Source organism: Bacillus cereus group sp. MYBK30-2 (assembly GCF_051915945.1).
GTDB lineage: Bacteria > Bacillota > Bacilli > Bacillales > Bacillaceae_G > Bacillus_A > Bacillus_A paramycoides.
Map to the genome: position 1 here is coordinate 977662 of NZ_JBQAFR010000001.1, position 20591 is coordinate 998252.

The following is a 20591-nucleotide window of genomic DNA, read 5'->3' on the forward strand; positions in this document are numbered from 1 at the left end:
TATTATTTTTTTCTTAATATATTTACAACGGTAGTCGTTGCATTCTTTTCTTTATATACACGCGGAATTCTTCTATCTAACATACATGTAACTTCATAGTTAATAGTACCTAATATATCAGCTATTTCTTCTACTGCAATCTCTTCTTCACCTTGTTTGCCGTAGAATACAACTTCGTCTCCTACTTGTACTGGCATCGCTTTTGTAACATCTAGCATAAGCTGATCCATACAAACACGACCAATAACAGGCACTCGAACTCCATTAATTAACGCCTGCCCTTTATTAGATAACTGACGATTATAACCATCTGCATAGCCAATAGGTACAGTCGCAATCCATTCTTCACCCGTTGTTACATACGTATTCCCATAGCTAACACCACGATTTTTCTTCGCATGTTTAACATGAGCTACTTTTGATTTTAAAGACAACGCTGGCTGTAATGAAACAACTGTATAATCAACTTCTCTTGAAGGATACATGCCGTAAACTCCAATACCGACACGAACCATATTTTGAAATGTGTTACTAAGCTCCATTGATCCTGCACTGTTTGAACTATGAATATATGGAAAATGAATCCCTAATTCTTCCGCTGTATTTACAGCTTTCTCAAACAAACTTGTTTGCATATTTGTATAAGTTTTATCTATTTCATCAGCGGTAGAGTAATGTGTAAACATTCCTACTACTTCTACATATCGCATACGTTTTAACTCTTCAAAAAATGGTTTAACTTCTTCTTCTTGTAAACCGATACGGCTCATTCCTGTATCAATTTTCACATGAATACGCACTTTCTTTTGAAGACGATTTGCAATTTCATTTATACCATGTAAATCTTCTACTCTATAAACAGTCATCATAACGTCATATTGAATTACATCTTCTGCAGCCGCTACTGGTGTATAGCCTAAAATTAAAATCGGTACAGTGATTCCAGCTTCTCTTAATTCAATTGCTTCATCTACAAATGCAACAGCAAGTTGGTTTATTCCTGCTTCAATAGCAGCTTTCGCAACTTCAACTGCCCCATGGCCATACCCATTCGCTTTTACAGCAGCCATCATCGCAATATTTTCATCGTTTACATGTTTTTTAAATTCTTTTACATTATGTTTTACAGCATTTAAGTCAACTTCAACAATTGTATCTCTTCCATATTTCAAACTCATTGGTCTAACTCCTAACTCAATAATTGCATTCCATTCTATTTCACGTTTCATATGACCTTTTACAATATAATACTTTTCACTATGCTAGTCAAACTACTAGAATTTTCCGAATTTTGAGTATGATATAATACCCTTAAGAAACTATTATATACGGAGGCGAGGAAAATTACAATGTTTGTCCAATCCGCGTTGCATCAACTTAAAGTTGCTGTTGATAGTTTTATTCATATGCTCAACCAATATAATGATAACAATTTGCAAATAACACCGATTCAATCAAAGCGTTCACTATTTGAAATGTGTACACATCTTTCACTTATTTGTCATGCTGATTCTCTCATCTTAAATGGTATTAAGGAAAAAGAGCTACATACTTTTTATAAAGAGCATACACCTAAAACAATTACTCAAATGCAGCAAACATTGATACAAGGGTACAATCTTCTTTCTAAAACTTTTCTATCCTATTCCAATGAAGAATTAGCGGAAGTTATGACCGCCTATTGGGGTATTTCTTATTCTCGATTTGAATGGTTACTTGAAATTATTGCACACTTTTATCATCACCGTGGGCAAATTCATACTTTATTATGTGAGCATATTCATGATCCTAAGATATCTTTATTCGAATAAAGATATCTTTTTAACGAATTTACCGAAAGAATTCTCCTTCCTCAAGCGTGTGAAGGGCGATAACCCAACGGTAGGTGGGAGATGAATTTCGGTTTGGCATAGCCAAAAACTTTTGATAAACTAGCTATATGAAGTTCTTTGATAACTTGATATATAAGGTTGCAGGTAGAAAATAGAGTGCGAAAACCAAGCCATTCGGTTCCTGCGTAAAATATCAACCGTACCAAGAGAGCATCCAAGCGTTGGACATCTAGGGGTGGAACACCCCGAAGTAACGCTCAGGGAGACGAAAGGTTACTTTCGTCGTGGAACTGAGAAGCTCCCACTTCAAGCTTTGCTAAGTGGTGAGTAGTTCACATAATCTTAAATTCCTTTAAAGCAAAAGCAATGCCACCTTCACTTGATTTTTTTGTAATAAAATCCGCTCTTTTCTTTAACTCTTCCCCACCATTCCCCATCGCAATTCCTAATCCTACATATTGTAACATCTCAACATCATTTCCACCGTCACCAAAAGCAATTGCTTCTGATTTACAAATTTTCAGATGTTCCAATACCTTTTGAATTGCAGTTAGCTTCGATACTTTACTATCTTCCAATACATTCATAACGTAACCATGAAAACGTTCAAACGTAAGCGTTGGATATCTTTTTAAAAATTTTTGGGCTTCTGTTTCATCAGCATACAGACATACACAATAAACCTCTTCCAACAAGTTTCTGACTTTGTCAGGATACTGTTTTAAATTTAACGTTTCGTTTAGTGCTCGTATTACACGTTCATCTTTCGAGGCAATACCATTCATTGCAAATTCCTCTGTAAAATAAGAAACACTGTGACCATGTAATTCAGCGAAATTTGAAATATCATGAACAATTCCACTAGAAAGTACCGATTTATGTATAACCTCTTCATCACACTTTATATGTGCGCCATTTGCAGAAATAAACGTATTTATGCCTAGTTCTTTAAATTGTGTGCACAAACTATATGGTCTCCCAGTTGTAACAACTACGTGAATACCTTTATCTATCAATCTTTGTATTGCTTCTCTTGTGCTTTCATGCATACTTCTATCAATCTCACTTAACAGCGTACCGTCCACATCAAAAAATACAACTTTGTACATATCCTATTACATTCCATCCAAATGATTTGTATCATTTATAAAATGAACTATTTTCTGTTTATCCTTAAATTCAATCAAACTAATTCCCGTATCTCCCATTTTAAAATAATAGTCCATTGAAATTGGCATTTGGAAAAATGCACGTAATATACTATTTATTACACCACCATGTGCAACAATTGCAATCCGGTCATATGTATTCTCTGTCACAATTTTAGAAAAGATTCCTTCTATTCTCATTCTAAATTCAATAAATGATTCCCCGTTTTCAAAACGATCGTGAAGATACTTTGGCTCTGGATATTTCTTCGCTTCTTCAAATGACAAACCTGCTTGTACCCCATTATTAAACTCCATTAATTCCTCTTCTAATTGAATTGGGCATCCCATTGCTTCCGCTAATGTTTCAGCAGTTTCACGAGCACGTTTTAATGTACTTGCCCATATGAAATCTGGCGGAAATTCCGCTTTCACTTTCTGGATAAGTTTTTGTACTTGCTGTCTTCCCTTTTCTGTTAATTCAAAATCAGCTCGTCCTTCATGTACATTTAAAATATCAGCTTCTGATTCTCCGTGGCGTATTAGTAGTATTTGCATGTCTATTTCCCCCTTATCTCCTTTTAAACAAGGTTAAATTTTAACATATTATTAAGATTTTTCAAAATAATAAAAGCAATCCCCATTCCTAAAAGAATGAAAATTGCTTTTATTACCAACTAACTTTTTTCTAAACTAGCTTTCGACTTTCCTCCTACTCCCCAATGTGAACTAGGGATTTCATTTACTAAAACACGTACACGCCCAGCATCTACATCTAAATTTTTTGCAACCGCCTCTGTAACATCTGAAATAAGATTTTGAATTTGCTCTCGTCCTCTACCTTCTATTATTTGAATTTGTATAATTGGCATTTCTCTCTCTCTCTTTACTATTTATTCACAAAACATTGCTACACTTCCTAAGTCATCAAACTGTGCAATAATAGAATCTCCTGCTTTGAATGCAATCGCTTCTGACAATGCTCCACTTAATACGATATCACCTTTTTTAAATCCTTCATTTTGTAAACCAAGTTTATTCACCGCCCAAGCAATCGCCTCTGCTGGATGCCCCAGTACAGCTGCCCCTGTTCCAGTTGTAGCAATCTTACCGTTTTTCGACATAACCATCCCTATACTAGCTAAATCTATTTTTTTAGCATCAATCCATCTACTTCCTAATAAAAACTTTGAAGATGAACAATTATCTGCTATTACATCAGGTAATGTAAATTTAAAATTTAAATACCTGCTATCAATAATCTCTAAAGCTGGAGCGACATATTTTGTTGCCTTTAATACATCATCGGCTGTAACATTTGTACCTTGTAAATCCTCTCCTATTAAAAATGCAACTTCTGGTTCTACTTTTGGATGAATTAATGTTTCATATCGCAACGGCTCCCATTCGAACGCTATCATATCATGTAACAAATACCCATAAATCGCTTCATCAATCCCCATCATTTGTTGTTTTGCCTTACTCGTTAATCCAAGTTTTACACCAACTCTTTTAGAACCTTCCTTCACTTTTTGTTCAATTAAACATTTTTGCAATCTATAAGCATCATCCACCGTTAAATCAGGATGCTTATCCGTTACTTTCACTACTTCTTTCCTTTCCTTTTCAGCCTGGAGTAAATAGTCAACAATTTCTAAATCTGCCCCTTTCACTAAAGCCACTTTTTACACCCCCGTTTTTATCTTTGCTAATTCTGCCGCTACATCTAAAATCATATCCTCTTGTCCGCCAACTACTTTTCTTTTCCCAAGTTCTATTAAAATATCACGAGCGTCTACACCAAAACGCTTTGCCGCTCTTTCAGCATGTAATAAAAAGCTAGAGTATACACCAGCATACCCCATTACAAGACTACCTTTTTGAATTTCTTGCGGCTCCGGTAATAACGGAGCGACTACGTCCTCTGCTAAGTCCATCATCTTATACAGATCTATATCTAGTTCATATCCCATACGATCTAAAACGGCGAGCAATACTTCTGTTTGTGCATTTCCAGCCCCCGCTCCAAGACACCGTACACTTCCATCAATACGTGTCGCACCTTCTTCAATTGCCGCCACTGTATTCGCTACTGCAACAGAAAGGTTGTTATGGCCATGGAAGCCAATTTCGACATTTAAAGATTGACGTAATGCACGAATACGTTCACGTACTTCATGAGGCAATAAAGCACCAGCTGAATCAGTTACATAAATCGCTTCTGCACCATAGGCCTCCATCAGCTTTGCTTGTTCTACTAACTTTTCAACCGGTGCAGAATGTGCCATCATTAAAAAACCGCACACTTCCATACCTAACTCACGTGCAAATTGAATATGCTGGGCTGAAACATCCGCTTCTGTTACATGCGTTGCTACACGAACAAGTTTCGCACCAATATTTGCAGCTTGCTTTAGTTCATGGATAGTTCCAATACCAGGAATTAACAAAACAGCTACTTTAGCTTGCTTGCACTCATCTACCGCTGCTTCAATCAGCTTCATTTCATTAATTAGCGACTTTCCATATTGTAATGTAGAGCCTCCTAAACCATCTCCATGACTCACTTCGATATAATGCATACCAGCTTCATCTAATGCCCTTGTTACAGAACGAACTTGTTCTTCTGTAAATTGATGTTTCATTACATGACTTCCATCACGTAAACAAACTTCCGTTATTTTAATTGGCATTTTACTATTTCGCCTCATTCATTACACCTCTTTTCATTTCTGAAATGATCTGCGCTGCAAACTCTTCACCAACTTTTAATGCCGCTGCTGTCATAATATCTAAATTACCGGCATAAGGAGGAAAATAATCTCCAGCTCCTTCAACCTCTAAAAATACAGTCACACGATTCCCATCAAACATTGGCTCTTGTTTTAACGCATAACCTGGAACATACGTCCTAACTACTTCAACCATCTTTTGAATCGCCTCTCGGATAGAAACCTCATCCATATACTTAACTTCACAATATACTGTATCTCTCATTAAAATAGGAGGGTCCGCAGGATTTAATATAATGAGTGCTTTCCCCTGATCTGCCCCGCCAATTTCTTCAATTCCACGCCTTGTCGTAATTGTGAATTCATCAATATTCGCCCTTGTACCTGGACCTGCACTTAAACTTGAAATTGTAGCAACTATCTCTGCATATGCAACATTTGCCACCTCATTAATAGCATGTACAATCGGAATCGTTGCTTGCCCCCCGCACGTAATCATATTAACGTTTTGCTTATCTACAAAATCATTATTTTGTAAAGCAGGGCAAACGAACGGTCCACATGCAGCAGGTGTTAAGTCGATTATTTTTTTTCCAAGCTCTCCTAATACTTTTGCATGATAATTATGTGCTTTAGCTGAAGTTGCATCAAATACAATATCAGCTATACTCGGCTTATCAATAATTGCTTGTATCCCGTTATCAAAAACCACATATCCCTCTTCTTTTGCTCGCTTTAAACCATCCGATTCTGAATCTATTCCAATCATGGCATTCAGCTCTATGACTTCACTTTTTCTTAACTTATACATTAAATCCGTGCCAATATTACCTGATCCAATAATAGCTGCCTTTACTTTTTCCACATCTATCCCCCCTTTTTCACCGCTTTAATCTATTTGAATTTAACAAAAACTGATCCTAGTGAACCGAAATCAGCTTGAATACTATCTTTACTATTCACTGCGACTGCAACAGATAACGCACCTGGTAAAATTAACTCACCTGCTTTTAATCCAATATTAAATTCATGAAGTTTATTAGCTAACCAAGCAACAGCTTGCGCAGGATGCCCTAATGCTGCTGCGCCAGCTCCTGTAGCAATTAAACAATTATTCTTATAAAGTGTCATTCCTGTTGTACGTAAATCTACTTTATCAATGCTAGAGAATGTATCACCAACTACAACTTTTGCCGATGACCCATTATCCGCCACTGTATCAGCAAGCTGAATCTTCCAATCGGCAATTCTACTATCAATAATTTCAAGTGTAGGCACGACATATTTCGTCGCCATTAGAACATCAACATATGTAATGTTAGGACCGCTTAAGTCTTCTGCTAAAACAAAACCTATTTCTGCTTCTATCTTTGGAGATACAAAGGAGCCTATTGAAATTTCACTACCATTTTCTATCTTCATATCATCTAGTAAATGTCCATAGTCAGGTTCATCTACTCCAAGCATTTGTTGCATTGCAACACTCGTAAGACCGATTTTCTTCCCAATTATGCTACGCCCACTCTCTAATTTCCTCTCTATAACTTCAAGTTGAATATTATAAGCATCCAAAACTGATAAATTAGAATACCTCTCTGTAAAAGGAGTAATCCCTACACACGAATTTTCAGCTTGTATTAGTTCATCTGCTAATTCTTTAATTAATAACTGCACTCATCTCACCCCATTTTTCAATTTTATACTTATCGCACATCAACGAAACTTTAATTTGCTCCCACCTAGCTTCTTTGTTTCCACATAATTTTGAGGTGGGAGCTTTACTGTTCACAAACAGTCGGATAAAACTCCACTGGTGCAGCATTGACTTTATAATTTCATCGTAACTGTCTTAGCTTCTGTATAAAATTCAAAACTATGACGTCCACCTTCTCTACCAATCCCGCTAGCCTTCGAACCTCCAAATGGAGTTCGTAAATCTCGGACATACCAACAATTAATCCATAGTAAGCCTGAATCAATTTGTGAAACAACTCGTTGTGCTCGTCTAAGATCGTTCGTCCAAACAACTCCAGCTAGTCCATAAACGGAATCGTTCGCAATGCGAATTGCATCCTCCTCCGTTTTAAATGGGATAACAACTAGAACTGGGCCAAATATCTCTTCTTGCGCTACACGCATACTGTTATCAACATCATATAGAATAGTAGGTTCATAAAAATTCCCTTCTACTAAACTTTTAACTCTTTTTCCACCATAGGCTAATTTTGCGCCTTCCGAAATCCCTATTTCTACGTAACGATCAACTGTTTCTAAATGAGATTTTGATACAAGCGCTCCCATATCGGTATCTTCAGAAAGAGGATCTCCCACTTTTATTCTTTTTACAGCCGCTACAAATTCCTCTAAAAACTGTTCATATACACTTTCTTGCACAAGTAATCTTGAACCAGCTAAACAAATTTCTCCTTGGTTCCGATAAATAGCTTCAATCGATCCTTGTACTGCTTCATCTAAATCCGCATCTTCAAATACGATATTTGCTGATTTACCCCCTAACTCTAATGAAACAGGAATTAAGTTTTCTGATGCATTACGCATAATTGTTTTTCCTGTGTTACTTTCTCCAACAAATGAAATTCTTCTTACAGCCGGATGTGTTGTCATTGTTGTCCCAACAGTATTTCCTGGACCTGTAATAATATTAAGTACACCTGGAGGTAGCCCTGCATCATTTGCAATTTCACCGAGCATAACTGCACTTAAAGGGGTATACGAGGCTGGTTTGACAACAACAGTATTACCAGAAGCAAGTGCAGCTGATACTTTCCACGTCATTTGCATAAATGGCAAATTCCAAGGAATGATTAAACTAGTCACTCCCGCTGGAGCATACTTTGCATATGACATAAAGTTATGTTTGTCATAATGTTCATGCACCATATATTTAGCCATTTCAGCAAAGAAGCGAAAATTATGAGCCGAGCGTGGTATATCGAACCCTTTACTTTCTTTAATTGGTTTTCCAACATCAAGAGTTTCTAAATACGCTAGTTCATCCACTCTTTCCATAATCAAATCCGACATTTTGCATAAAATATTCGATCGTTCTTCCACAGGCATTTTACTCCAAATACCACTTTTAAATGTTCGTTCTGCCACATCAATTGCTCTTTTTGTGTCCTCTTCATTTGCCTTTGCTATAGAAGCAAGCTTTCTATTCGTCGCTGGATTGAACGTATCAAACGTTTCGCCGGATATAGAATCCACATATTGTCCATCAATAAACAACTTCGCATCTTTTACTTTCAGTTTTTCAGCTAATAATTCTTTGTTCACCTTCCTTACCTCCTATTCCTCAATTTCTAAAACCATCTCAATTTCAATTGTTGTGTTATTAGGTAATTGAGCCATTCCGACAGCAGAGCGGGCGTGTTTTCCCTTTTCCCCAAAAATATCTACTAATAAATCCGATGCTCCATTCATTACCTTTGGCTGATCGATAAAATCTTCTGTACAATTTACAAAACCAAGCATCTTTACAACTCGTTTTACCTTATTTAAATCACCAAGTTCGTTTCTCACAACACTTAACAAATTCAACATTGATTGTCTTGCTGCTTTATATCCCTCATCAATTGGTATATCCTTTCCTAATTTCCCATGATACTCATCTACACCTTGTCCAGCAGTAAACAATAAGTTACCTACTTTTACACAACTAACATAATTTCCGACTGCTGGACGAATAGCTGGTAGTGTGATACCTAACTCACTTAATTTATTCTCAGGTGTTTGTACTCTCTGCATATGCTTCACCTCGTTTTTTTATATCAATATTTAAAAATTCCGCAGCATTTCCCCCAAGCATTGCTGCCTTTTGTTCCTCAGATAAACCGGATGTCTCGTCAATCACTTTTCCTGGATCAATTTCTCGCAATAAAAATGGATAATCCGAACCCATGAAAATTTTTTCATGTCCAAATCTTTCAATCATATATTTCAAATTAATAGGATCGTAATTTAAAGAATCAAAATAAAATTTCTTTGCATAATAACTAGGAGGGTGTGTAGTCAACCGCAAATGTGGCCATACTTTCCACCCCTGATCTAATCTTGGCAAAATATATGGGAAAGACCCTCCACCATGCGCAAAACAAACCTTCAACCGTGGAAACTTCTCCATTATCCCACTCCATATAAGTGTAGCTGCCGCTAAAGCCGTTTCACTCGGCATCCCGACTGTATACATAAAATTATGATGCGGCATTCTATCGCGCCCTAATGTTTCCCATGGATGAATAAAAATTGGAACTTGCCACTTTTCGGCCATTCGAAAGAATTCAATAAATGATGGATCATCTAAATTTTTCCCATTTACGTTTGTACCAATTTCAATACCATGTAAATTTAATTCCGTAATACACCGCTCCATTTCACGAACCGCAGTTTCCCCATCTTGCATCGGAACCGTTCCTAATCCGACAAAACGATCTGGATATGCTAAAACTGTTTCTGCAATAAAATCATTTTGAATACGTGCCATACTTTCAGCTTCCTCTGGTTTTGCCCAATACGAAAATGTGACAGGGATTGGTGATAAAACTTGAATATCGACACCTTCACGGTTCATATCTTCAATCCTTTTCTCAGGACACCATACTTGATCTGTCACGTCACGAAAATTTTTGCCTCCAACCATAATACTTGCACCACATGTACAAGTCCGATTTAATATTGGCCAACGACCGCCACCAAACTTCTCTTCAAAATCCGGAAAAGTTTCAGGAATAATATGTGTATGAAAATCTATTCGCACTTCCATTCCTCCACTTCTTCCGGCATAATGTAACCACAGTTTTTACATGCGCGAATTTCCTTATTTGAATTAAAACTATGAATCGCTTCTTTTACTTGTTTTTCAATATCATTTAATTGAACACGTACACGATGCATTTCATGATTACACTCGTCACAGAACCAAACGAAATCCTCGAGTTCTCCTTGGTTACGTTTTCTTTCAATTACTAGCCCATATGTGTTAGCAACGCGATGTGGTGAATGAGGTACCATAGCTGGTAGCATAAATACATCGCCTTCTTTTACTGTAACGACTTCACGCTTACCTTCCTCTGTAATACATTCCACATAACAGTCACCTTTAATTTGATAAAAAAACTCATCTGAGGGATCTACATGGAAATCACGTCTTCTATTTGGACCACCTAATATCATGGCGATAAATTCCGAGTCCTGCCAAATAACCTTATTATTTACCGGCGGCTTCAACAAATCTTTATTCTCATCAATCCATTTTAGTAAATTAAAAGATTGTAATGTTTTTGACATATTTCTTCCTCCTCATTATTCCTTCTATTTATATCGTTTTGAAAGACCATCCGAGTAAAGAGCTAGACTTTTGTAACTCTCCTTGACATACATGATTTCTAATTCTTGTTGAAGATATCCGCTCACCTTCTTCACAACACACATCTTCAACTATAGAAATATTGAAGTGTTCTCGTAGAAGCTCTATATCACCCTCTCGATTTTTTCCAAATCTAAAATCTTGGCCAATATAAATTTCTACAGGACATAACCTTTGTAGCTCTTTAACAAAATAACTCGCCCTTTTTGTTACATAGGACTCATCAAAACGAATTGCAACTATATGTTCAACACCAAGATTCTGAAGACGTTTCACCTTCTCATCAATTGGCGTTAATATTCGAGCGCCTTGAAAATAAGAACGTGGTGGTGGATCAAATGTATACACAACATTTGTAATCTTTAATTCTTTCGCTCTATGAATCGCGTTTTTAATAACAACTTGATGACCTTTATGTACGCCATCAAAAGCACCAATTGAGACAATTGATCTCTTTAATACCGGTATACAGTTATCATGTATATAAATGAGTCTCACCCCTCTTTTTTGGAATTAAATTTCCAAAAAACCAAACTCCTTCGAAATTAAATTCGCCGTATTCATCACACTTTGAATTATGATTTCACGATTACTTCCCTGCATATACGATATAGGTCCAACAATATTAAGCGCTGCAATTGTTCTCCCAGTGTAAGATCGAATGGGAGCTGCAATTCCATACAATCCATGCTCATTTTCATTATCACTAATTGAATAACCTTGCTTACGAATCGTCTGTAACTCTGTCTGGAATTGTTTCACGCAAGTAATTGTATTGGGTGCTCGTGGTAAAAGCCTTTTTTCTGAAGTAAATTCTAAGGGAGATGAATTAAATGAAAGCAGCACTTTCCCTGTACTTGTACAATACGCAGGCTCTCTTGATCCAACATGTGTTGAAATCTGAACGGAATCCTTTGATGAAACTTTCAAAATAAATACAACATCACCACGATCAAACATGCCAATATGCACAGTTCCATTAAAATTCCTTACAAGCTCTTCTACAAGCGGAATTGCTCCACTATAAATCTCTTGCTGAAACATTACTTGATTTCCCCACTCTAACAATTTCCAACCTAATCTATATTTTCTTTGCTCATCTTGAATGAGCATTCCTTCTTCACACAACGTACGAACAAGGTGATGAACCGTACTAGCATTCATATTTAGTTTTTCAGCTATTTCAGAATTTCCTAGTACAGGTTCATCACTCGTAAAACAATTTAGAATTTTACAAATTTTACTGATAGAAGCGATCAAATCATTTACCTCCCCTATTTCAGTTACAGTTCTCTATTTTACATGTTGTTAATAATATAAGAAGATTTACATCCTAACAGTAAAATTCTTGTTATCATCTGTTGCTCCTTCCTTTTCCAAATAAAAATGTAAGCGTAAACATTTTTATTTAGCTTAAAGCGCCTTCGGATGAACTCGATTGCAAAGCTTCCTTCACTAGAGAAAGCGATTGTTGTTTTTTGTACGCACTATAAAACATTCCCATTTTACGCACCGGATCTCCAGAATAGTAACGCTCATATTGTAATAATCGTTGTCCAAAAGCTTCACCACATAAATCCCAAGCTAATTTAAACAAGCGAACACGTTCCTCAGAAGAGACTCCTTCACGCCCGATATAATATTTATGCATATCATCTTGAATCTCAGGGTTCATAAAATCAGCGCCTGTCGGTGACATCAATAGCCCACCAGCACCAATGGTTTGAATGATTTCAATAGCCCGCGGATACATTTTAGGTAATAAACTACGTATCGTATCAAGCGGCAACCTCGCAGGAACAACTTCTCCATATGGATTCGTTTCATATTCATATTCAGCTACTTGCAAGAGAGCACGTATCGTTTCTACATCTTGCATAAGCTCTGCTAACTGGTTTTGTACATTTAAAAAACCGTCTACTCCTATCGAATCTGCTAATTTCATAGCTACTTCAGCGGCGAAAGATAGCTTAACTAACCCTCTTACTCCAGATTGATGCGCTGGTTGATGACCAATTCCCGTTTTAGGGTACAATTGATTCCCAGCTTCTACACTTTGATAAATAAATACTTTATCCCATGGGATAAACACATTATGAAATACTAGTAATGCATCCATTTCCTCAAACCTTGATGCAAGTGGATGATCAAATAGAGAACGTTTTCCATCTTGCATTGGCTCACGACAAAGAATCCTTAGTCCCGGTGCATCAATTGGAACGGCAAAAGAAATTGCATGACGTTCATCACCTGGTTTAAAACTTGGATAGGAGTATATAATTACCTCATCTGTAATCGGGGCAAGTGTCGCTAACATTTTAGCACCACTAACATACATCCCTTCCTCTGTTTCACTTACTACACCTAAATGCATTGTTTCATCTTCTTGTTGATGAGAAGCCTTGCTCCGATCATTTTGCGGATTAATAATCGCATGTGTTAAAAATAAATCATTATCTCGTATATGTTTATAATAGTTCTTTATATTCGCTCCCCATTCTGGATTGAACTTCTCAAAAAACCACGCATTACTTGCCATTGAAGTAACTGTTACATTTAAAAAATCAGGTGTTCTTCCCATTAAACCAAAGGTAGCTTTTGCCCATATTTCAAATAATTCACGACGCGCTTTTAAGTCCTCATAATTTTTGGGTACTAAAAATGCATTTGAGATCCTTTCTCCTGTCTCTTCGCATATATGAGTAATCTTATCCTGATATTCTGGATTGTGCTGCATATCATATAAGTTAGCAATTTGTAAAATAGGTTCGCGAAAAACATCTTCATTTACTACATCTGTTACTTTTCTTCCACCCATCCAGATTTCAGGATTTCTTTTTCGCAATCCTTCAATATACTGTTCCCCTGTTCTAATTGCCATTCTTTCCCCTCCAATTTCCCATAATAATATACTAAAAAGTTTAGAAACCTCATTAGATGACTGAATTTTCAATCATTATACCAATTTTAATTCGTACAATTTCTCCCTTATTTCACATTATGAAATCTTAATAATTTTTTAAGCAATACGAAAAAGGAACGGTCTCCCGTTCCTCACCCATTCACTTTCTCCGCATTATTCCAATAATACTTACTAAACGCTTCCGTTAACACATCAATGGTATTATATAGTTCATCTAAAGTATTATCTACACCACCAACTTCGATTAGCATCGCATTTTTAGATAAATCTTGATTATACACTCCATCCCCGTCCTTTTTATACTTCGGAAAAATCCCTCTACTTAACCCGTAATAATTTTCATCTAAATAACTATTGATTGCCCTTGCAATTTTTTCATTCTCTGTATGATTCCCATTTTCCATTCCAATTATAAAATATAATCTTGCATACGATTTCCCGTTAATTACTTTTGTTGTTACCTTTTTCCGCTGATCATCACGATGTATATCAATTGGAAACGCAATTTTATTATTTTGCGCCAATGTTTCTTTTACATATCCATGAGACGCTTTATACGCTTGATACCATTTCCACTTTTTACTCGCTAATAAATCCCCCATATTCGTTTTATCATGAATTACTGGTATTCCTTGCCCTTCAAGCTGCTCCTTCAAACGTTCCCCTAGTAAGGACACATTTACGTCCGGGCTCGATGGGTCGGTAGCTCCTGGTAATAATGGAAAGAACGATTCCCAACTATGCGTATGATAAATGTATACTGCACTTTCACCCTGTTTCGTTCCATTTCTTTTCTGGACTGGATTTTTCTTTTCCGCTTCTGTGACTTTATCTTTTGCTACTTCTCGCTCTTTCGTTACTTCTTCAATTGGTACACTAGATTCATTAGGTATATTCGTATAGTTCGTCCCTTCACCAGCTACGATAATGTTAGAATAATACTTCGACATACCTGGTACTTCTTTCCCGACATACGTTCTTAAGTCTTTAATTTTCAAATCCGTCGCGATTGAGAATAATAAGCTTCCAACTGACTCCCGTTTATGTATTTTAAAATAATCTGTTCCGAAATAATGATTCTCACTTTCTATCATTTGAACAAAACCTTGCATCGATACTTTTCCGAACCATTGATTCGCGTAATAAGATTTCATTGTATGTAAAAGTGAAGTTACAATAGATGCAATTACGATCACTACAAATGCATATGTAAACAATAAATATATTAATCTCTTTCCATGTATACGAGTTGCATACTTTTTCAATGTATCACCTTCTTTATACATGAATATGTACAAGCTTTATGTAATATACGCATAAAAAAGAGAAATGGCATCCCATTTCTCTTTCTCACACTTATTTCTCTTTTTCTGCATCTGACGAAGGTAACTTCTTCGCTTGTTTTTCTTTAAAGATTTCACCAATTGCACCAAGAGTACCAAGTGTTTCAATTGCATTAGATGGAATAAAGACTTTATTTGCTGGCCCTTTCGCAACTTCTGCTAATGATTCAAATGATTTATAAGCAAGTACGCGCTCATCTAAATCTGCTGCACGGAGTAACTCAATTCGATTTTGTTCTGCTTTTGCGATTTCCTCAATCGCTCTTGCTTCCCCTTGCGCTTCTAATTCTTTTGCTTCTTTAATACCTTCTGCTTCTCGAATACGCGCTTCTTTATCCCCTTCAGCCATTAAAATTTTACTTTGTTTTTCCCCTTCAGCACGAAGGACCTTATCTTGTTTTGCTGCTTCAGCTTCTAAAATGATCGCACGTTTATTACGTTCTGCTTTCATTTGTTTTTCCATTGATGCTTGCACATCTTTTGGCGGGTTAATATCTACTACTTCAACACGCTCAATACGAACGCCCCATTTTTCTGTCGCTTCGTCAAGCGCTAAGCGAATTTCTGTTGAAATTTTTTCACGACCAGATAATGTTTCATCAAGTTCCATTTTACCAATAATTTGACGCATCGTTGCAGAAGTAATGTTACGAACACCATATTCATAATTGGAAATACCGTATGTCGCAAGTTCTGGTTCAACAATTTGATAGAAAATAATTGTATCAATTTCTACTTGTACATTATCTTTCGTAATTACCTTTTGTGGCGGTACATTCGTTTGTTGAATACGTAAGTCGTGATATACGCGAACTCGATCTACAATCGGTATTAATAAATTTAATCCTGGCTGCATAATACGCTGAAACTTACCAAATCTTTCAACGACCCCAACTTTTTGCTGAGGAATAATTTTAATTGTTAATGCAACAAATGTAACTACAATTAGTGCGAAAATAATCGTTAACGTTAATGCTACCATATTTATTCACTCTCCCTTTTTACTTGTAAAATAGTACTATGCCTCTTTATAACAACGACTTTTTCTCCGGTATCAATAGGAGCATCCGAAATAGCTGTCCAAGTATCTCCATCTACTTTCACAATACCGTTCACTTCACTTGTAATCGCTTGCATAACAATTCCCTTTTTACCGACAAGTTTATCTACTGTATCAGTAAAACCTTTTGCTTCTCGAAAGTTTTTTGAAATTCTTTTCGTAAAGAAAGTCAATGTTAAACTTACAATCGCACCAGCAACAACTTGTAAAAATAGTGCATCAGGAGCAAATAAGGCAATAAGACCTCCGACAACAGCTCCAATTCCAAGCCAAAGCATGTAAAAAGTAATCGACAGCATTTCTGCGATAAATAAAATACCTGCTATTATAAACCAAATCACCCATCCAGCCATATGCAACCCTCACTTTCTTTCTCAATTTCTATATGTATATGAAGAAAAGAATGGTTTATCCGCCCTATCTCACACAGAGGGCGTTTGCTACAAGCTATTATACATATTCGCTGTTACAACAAGTATTAATAAAATACTATATCAATATATTCTTCATTATACATGAAAATCCCTTTCAAAAAATGACAAAATATTTAATTCTTCCAAAAACGTAATTTTCAGATTATAATTATTCTAACTAAAAAAGCATTATTTTTTTGGAAGGTGGTATTCTTATTGCCGAAACGTTCACTAGCTTACTATTTAGGCTCCAAAATGTGTATTACCCTCGCTGACATTGTATACTTAATGATTATTACGACTCACATCTATATCACAACTAAATCAGCTACAATTACTGCTCTTTTTCCATTATTACAAGTAATCACAAACCTTATCGCGAACACATCTGCACCACTTATAATGAATCGTTTTCCATCTTATGCATTGCTATATACTCTACAATGGATTAAAACAGTTCTTTTACTATTATTAATGATATTATTTCCTATGCTATCCACAAACATCATTTCTCTTTTAACTTTCATCATCTTCATTTCATTATGTAGCGGCTGGAGCGCTCCATTATTATACAGCATTCTTCCGCACCTAACGCCAAAAGAAAAGTTAGTAAAAGTAAATAGCATCTTTTCCTTTTCAACACAAATTGTGCAAGCAGCTGCTTACTCATTTACAAGTATAATTGTTCTTCTCATTGGTGTTACTTCGACACTCATGATTAATAACATATTGATGATTTTCGGATGTATTACATTACACCTTTCATTACAATCTATACAAGCTGAACGAGTAGCAGAACCCTCCTCTTCAAAAACTATTGCTTTATTAGAGGGCTGGAAACTATTATTTCAGCACCCGTCTCTACGCACCGTTACATTTATGGATTTAATTGAAACTTTCGCAGGGACGATATGGATTGGTGCCATTACGATGGCATATGTAACTACCGCTTTACATAAAGGCGAAGAATGGTGGGGATATATTAATACAAGTTATTATGTCGGAACGTTAATTGGCGGGATATTAGCATGGAAAATGAGTACATATATTCAAAATAATTTAATACGCTCTATGGCGATAGGATCTCTTTTGTTTAGTATCCTTACATTTTTATACGGTGTTATGAGCAGCGGATTTATTGCCCTATTCCTTTGCGTTCTAATGGGACCATGTTATCAAATTAGAGATATTTCTCAAACGACGGTTTTACAATCAAGCGTCGCTCCTTCTTTATTATCAAAGATGTACACAGCTCACGGTGCTCTTCTCTCAACAGCTTCTGGTCTTTCTATGCTAAGTGTTGGCATAATTACTGACACTTTCGGTGTTCGCACTATTTATATCATTGCTTCTTTTCTTATTTTATGTTCAGCTTGTTTGTCTTTTCGTTTATTAAAACATCAGAGGTCACAAAAGAAAGAGATTTCTATTTAATATATATCATAAATATAATGTTTTCCGTAATTGGAGCCTCCAACTACATAGCACCATAGTACATGAAATTATATGAACGATTTTTAAAATATATCTATCGTAACTTACAATATATCAACGATTCGACAATACTTTTAGCTATTAAAATAAGAGAAGGCTGCCCCCAAAAAATCCATTTTGAGCAGCCTTCTCTTTTTCCATTTACGATAAATTGGGAATCTTTCTATGCTTTGTCGCCTGTTCAAAAGCGTATGCTAGTTTAATTAATGTCCCTTCACTAAAAGCAGTACTTGCAAGTGTAATCCCAAAAGGCCTCCCGCTTTTCATATATCCAGCCGGCATTGCTATAGACGGATAACCAGCTTTGGCACAAATTGTAGAGCCTATATAGGAGGGGAACAGTATCGCATCAAGATTGTATTTTTTTAATGCAAAATCAATTCCTTGTTCTTGTGAAAAGTATATATCTTCTAATCTGGCATTTAAATATTCCGGATTTCTTAACGTATTAGGAAAATCTTTTCTTATTTCTAATTTATTTTGTCCATATTTCAATGCCCTTTCTTCTATATGATTATTAAAATCGATTAGTTCTGAAATCGAATGCACTGGAATATTGGAAGGTAATTTAGAAAGATAGTTATCCAAGCTATGCTTCAGTTCGTAAAGAGGTACTCCCCAACTCCATTCCCTATGAAAGGATGGAATATCGATATCTTCTATTACTGTCGCTCCCTCATTGCGTAACACGTGAATTGTTTCTTCAAACAATTTTTCATCATACTCACCAGTTTCGCAATAATCTTCTGGCGCATTGCTAAATACACCAATCTTCGCTCCCTTTAATCCATTTACATCAAGATAAGTTGTATAATCCTGCTCTGTCCTTCCTTCACTTTTTTGAGTCGCTACATCCATCTCATCCACTCCGGCTAAGCTCCCTAATAAAATAGCGGCATCTGTTACCGTTCTAGCAAATGGCCCAGCTGTATCTTGAGAATATGTGAAAGGAATAATTCCTCTACGGCTAATTAAACCAACTGTCGGTTTAATGCCAACTACAGAGTTTTGAACAGCTGGGCTTAAAATAGAAGCATCTGTTTCTGTTCCAACAGATAGTACTGTTAAGTTAGCGGCAACTGCCACGGCAGACCCTGTACTCGATCCTCCAACAAACATATCATCTTTTCCTGTTCCGTAAGGGTTTATTGTTTGACCTCCCCTAGCGCTATATCCAGCCCACATTTCAAAAGACATTCCGTTTGCCAACTCTGTCATATTTGCTTTCCCTATTATAATTGCACCTGCTTCTCGCAGTTTTGTAACAAGAAATGCGTCTTGACTACTAATATTATGCTCAAGAGCAATTGTCCCTGCACTTGTATGCATAGAATCATTCGTTTCAATATTGTCCTTCAGCAAAACTGGTATACCATGTAATGGACCTCTCACACCTTTTGTCTTTCTTTCATGATCTAACGCTTCTGCAATAAAGATAGCATCTGGATTTATTTCTAAAATAGAATTGATTTTCGGACCATCTTGGTCATACTTTGCGATCCTATAAAGATAATACATGACTAATTCTTTCGACGTTAATTTTCCTTCTTCCATTGCAGTTTGTATATCATGAATTGTTAATTCTTTTTGCAATAATGTATTAAACTGAATTTCCATTTTCATTCTCCTTTTATAAGCCCTTTTCTTTATGAAGTGTATCTATTAATTTTTCATTTTCTTCGCTCCTCGTATAAACAACTACTATCCCTTAAAAGAAATTCAACTCACCTATTTAAAAACCTTTAATTTCCCGAAAAATAAAAAGAGTCTGAAACGAATCAACTTCCGCTTCAGACTCTTTTATTACTTTACATATATCTCATCTAGTAAATGTAAAAACTCTCCTTGTTTACCTGCTAATTCAGGACATTTTGCAATATCAACCCATTCATAACAAAATGCTAAACCTTTATCTTCTTCACCATCACTTACTATATGTTCCCACGTATCTTTCACATCTGTTACTAATGAAACATGGAAAAAATGACGTTTTTGATATTCCTTTTTTTCTTTCACATAAATAATATAATCAGCAAGGAATCGCTCAATGTATAAATGACGTAGTCCCGATTCTTCTTGTACTTCACGTAAAATCGCTGCTATTAACGTTTCTCCTTCATCAACTGTCCCACCTGGTACTTGGATACCAGCTTCAGGTATATCACGATGTTTAAAAACGAGTAATTGCATAATCCCTTCTTTTTCTCTTGTAACATATGCATGTACCTTTTTCTTATATAACATCGTCATCTTAGCCCTC

The 20591-nt window shown here is 36.1% G+C and carries 22 protein-coding genes; 2 read left to right on the forward strand and 20 right to left on the reverse strand.

The features are described from left to right. Positions 1–2 precede the first annotated feature (2 nt). On the reverse strand, positions 3–1178 hold the full coding sequence (gene alr / locus ACTFQM_RS05050; RefSeq protein WP_440034386.1) for an alanine racemase: 1176 nt from the start codon (positions 1176–1178) through the stop codon (positions 3–5). 171 nt (positions 1179–1349) lie between these two features. On the opposite strand from alr, the gene ACTFQM_RS05055 reads away from it, so the two are divergent. After that, positions 1350–1811 carry a DinB family protein gene (locus tag ACTFQM_RS05055; protein ID WP_440033640.1) on the forward strand — a complete coding sequence of 154 codons (462 nt, stop codon included), beginning with the start codon at positions 1350–1352 and terminating at the stop codon, positions 1809–1811. Between the two features lie 353 nt (positions 1812–2164). Here ACTFQM_RS05055 and ACTFQM_RS05060 read toward each other — a convergent pair whose 3' ends face one another. The 17 genes from ACTFQM_RS05060 to ACTFQM_RS05140 form a co-directional block, all read right to left on the reverse strand. Beyond that, complete coding sequence (locus tag ACTFQM_RS05060) at positions 2165–2941, reverse strand: Cof-type HAD-IIB family hydrolase (protein ID WP_440033641.1); 777 nt, start codon at positions 2939–2941, stop codon at positions 2165–2167. A 6-nt stretch (positions 2942–2947) separates the two neighbouring features. Beyond that, entirely contained in the window at positions 2948–3538 is a 591-nt protein-coding gene (locus ACTFQM_RS05065) for a histidine phosphatase family protein (RefSeq protein WP_440033642.1), read from the reverse strand. 119 nt (positions 3539–3657) lie between these two features. Then, on the reverse strand, positions 3658–3873 hold the full coding sequence (locus ACTFQM_RS05070) for a 4-oxalocrotonate tautomerase (RefSeq protein WP_265621536.1): 216 nt from the start codon (positions 3871–3873) through the stop codon (positions 3658–3660). Further along, a complete protein-coding gene (locus tag ACTFQM_RS05075) occupies positions 3874–4662 on the reverse strand; it encodes a 2-keto-4-pentenoate hydratase (RefSeq protein WP_440033644.1) in 789 nt (262 codons plus the stop codon). Positions 4663–4665: 3 nt separating this feature from the next. Next, positions 4666–5691 carry a 4-hydroxy-2-oxovalerate aldolase gene (dmpG, locus tag ACTFQM_RS05080; protein ID WP_440033645.1) on the reverse strand — a complete coding sequence of 342 codons (1026 nt, stop codon included), beginning with the start codon at positions 5689–5691 and terminating at the stop codon, positions 4666–4668. Continuing rightward, on the reverse strand, positions 5678–6577 hold the full coding sequence (locus ACTFQM_RS05085) for an acetaldehyde dehydrogenase (acetylating) (RefSeq protein ID WP_440033646.1): 900 nt from the start codon (positions 6575–6577) through the stop codon (positions 5678–5680). The genes dmpG and ACTFQM_RS05085 overlap by 14 nt, the downstream gene beginning before the upstream one ends. 29 nt (positions 6578–6606) lie before the next feature. Beyond that, positions 6607–7386, reverse strand: a complete 780-nt coding sequence (locus ACTFQM_RS05090; protein ID WP_440033647.1) for a 2-keto-4-pentenoate hydratase — start codon at positions 7384–7386, stop codon at positions 6607–6609. Between the two features lie 153 nt (positions 7387–7539). Further along, entirely contained in the window at positions 7540–9009 is a 1470-nt protein-coding gene (locus tag ACTFQM_RS05095) for an aldehyde dehydrogenase (protein WP_440033648.1), read from the reverse strand. Between the two features lie 12 nt (positions 9010–9021). After that, positions 9022–9480: a RidA family protein gene (locus tag ACTFQM_RS05100; RefSeq protein ID WP_002171562.1), complete on the reverse strand. Its 459-nt coding sequence runs from the start codon at positions 9478–9480 to the stop codon at positions 9022–9024. Continuing rightward, entirely contained in the window at positions 9458–10495 is a 1038-nt protein-coding gene (locus ACTFQM_RS05105; protein ID WP_033718903.1) for an amidohydrolase family protein, read from the reverse strand. Before ACTFQM_RS05105 ends, ACTFQM_RS05100 begins: the two co-directional genes overlap by 23 nt. Next, positions 10480–11019, reverse strand: coding sequence for a 3-hydroxyanthranilate 3,4-dioxygenase (nbaC, locus tag ACTFQM_RS05110; protein ID WP_002171560.1), 540 nt, complete (start codon positions 11017–11019; stop codon positions 10480–10482). The genes ACTFQM_RS05105 and nbaC overlap by 16 nt, the downstream gene beginning before the upstream one ends. A gap of 28 nt (positions 11020–11047) precedes the next feature. Beyond that, on the reverse strand, positions 11048–11596 hold the full coding sequence (locus ACTFQM_RS05115; RefSeq protein WP_002171559.1) for an FAD synthetase family protein: 549 nt from the start codon (positions 11594–11596) through the stop codon (positions 11048–11050). 15 nt (positions 11597–11611) lie between these two features. Continuing rightward, the gene (locus ACTFQM_RS05120; protein ID WP_002171558.1) at positions 11612–12358 is read right to left on the reverse strand and encodes an IclR family transcriptional regulator; all 747 of its coding nucleotides are present in this window, start codon (positions 12356–12358) and stop codon (positions 11612–11614) included. 148 nt (positions 12359–12506) lie between these two features. Further along, a complete protein-coding gene (locus ACTFQM_RS05125) occupies positions 12507–13979 on the reverse strand; it encodes a 4-hydroxyphenylacetate 3-hydroxylase family protein (protein WP_440033649.1) in 1473 nt (490 codons plus the stop codon). A gap of 173 nt (positions 13980–14152) precedes the next feature. Beyond that, on the reverse strand, positions 14153–15286 hold the full coding sequence (spoIIP, locus tag ACTFQM_RS05130; RefSeq protein WP_440033650.1) for a stage II sporulation protein P: 1134 nt from the start codon (positions 15284–15286) through the stop codon (positions 14153–14155). A 91-nt stretch (positions 15287–15377) separates the two neighbouring features. Then, on the reverse strand, positions 15378–16346 hold the full coding sequence (locus ACTFQM_RS05135) for an SPFH domain-containing protein (protein ID WP_025149921.1): 969 nt from the start codon (positions 16344–16346) through the stop codon (positions 15378–15380). Between the two features lie 2 nt (positions 16347–16348). Beyond that, on the reverse strand, positions 16349–16777 hold the full coding sequence (locus ACTFQM_RS05140; protein WP_002171554.1) for an NfeD family protein: 429 nt from the start codon (positions 16775–16777) through the stop codon (positions 16349–16351). A gap of 276 nt (positions 16778–17053) precedes the next feature. Here ACTFQM_RS05140 and ACTFQM_RS05145 point away from each other — a divergent pair, with 276 nt between their 5' ends. Further along, the gene (locus ACTFQM_RS05145) at positions 17054–18271 is read left to right on the forward strand and encodes an MFS transporter (RefSeq protein ID WP_440033651.1); all 1218 of its coding nucleotides are present in this window, start codon (positions 17054–17056) and stop codon (positions 18269–18271) included. Between the two features lie 201 nt (positions 18272–18472). Here the strand turns inward: ACTFQM_RS05145 and ACTFQM_RS05150 are convergent, their stop codons facing one another. Further along, on the reverse strand, positions 18473–19948 hold the full coding sequence (locus ACTFQM_RS05150) for an amidase family protein (protein ID WP_440033652.1): 1476 nt from the start codon (positions 19946–19948) through the stop codon (positions 18473–18475). 186 nt (positions 19949–20134) lie between these two features. Beyond that, on the reverse strand, positions 20135–20581 hold the full coding sequence (locus tag ACTFQM_RS05155; protein ID WP_440033653.1) for an NUDIX hydrolase: 447 nt from the start codon (positions 20579–20581) through the stop codon (positions 20135–20137). Positions 20582–20591 lie beyond the last annotated feature (10 nt).

Excerpts from the sequence above, each read along its gene's own strand:
- ACTFQM_RS05125 (WP_440033649.1), bottom strand. The coding sequence starts at position 13,979 with ATGGCAATTAGAACAGGGGAACAGTATATTGAAGGATTGCGAAAAAGA.
- ACTFQM_RS05135 (WP_025149921.1), bottom strand. The coding sequence starts at position 16,346 with ATGGTAGCATTAACGTTAACGATTATTTTCGCACTAATTGTAGTTACA.
- alr (WP_440034386.1), bottom strand. The coding sequence starts at position 1,178 with ATGAGTTTGAAATATGGAAGAGATACAATTGTTGAAGTTGACTTAAAT.
- ACTFQM_RS05150 (WP_440033652.1), bottom strand. The coding sequence starts at position 19,948 with ATGGAAATTCAGTTTAATACATTATTGCAAAAAGAATTAACAATTCAT.
- dmpG (WP_440033645.1), bottom strand. The coding sequence starts at position 5,691 with ATGAGGCGAAATAGTAAAATGCCAATTAAAATAACGGAAGTTTGTTTA.
- ACTFQM_RS05140 (WP_002171554.1), bottom strand. The coding sequence starts at position 16,777 with ATGGCTGGATGGGTGATTTGGTTTATAATAGCAGGTATTTTATTTATC.
- nbaC (WP_002171560.1), bottom strand. The coding sequence starts at position 11,019 with ATGTCAAAAACATTACAATCTTTTAATTTACTAAAATGGATTGATGAG.
- ACTFQM_RS05105 (WP_033718903.1), bottom strand. The coding sequence starts at position 10,495 with ATGGAAGTGCGAATAGATTTTCATACACATATTATTCCTGAAACTTTT.
- ACTFQM_RS05055 (WP_440033640.1), top strand. The coding sequence starts at position 1,350 with ATGTTTGTCCAATCCGCGTTGCATCAACTTAAAGTTGCTGTTGATAGT.
- ACTFQM_RS05065 (WP_440033642.1), bottom strand. The coding sequence starts at position 3,538 with ATGCAAATACTACTAATACGCCACGGAGAATCAGAAGCTGATATTTTA.
- ACTFQM_RS05100 (WP_002171562.1), bottom strand. The coding sequence starts at position 9,480 with ATGCAGAGAGTACAAACACCTGAGAATAAATTAAGTGAGTTAGGTATC.
- ACTFQM_RS05155 (WP_440033653.1), bottom strand. The coding sequence starts at position 20,581 with ATGACGATGTTATATAAGAAAAAGGTACATGCATATGTTACAAGAGAA.
- ACTFQM_RS05060 (WP_440033641.1), bottom strand. The coding sequence starts at position 2,941 with ATGTACAAAGTTGTATTTTTTGATGTGGACGGTACGCTGTTAAGTGAG.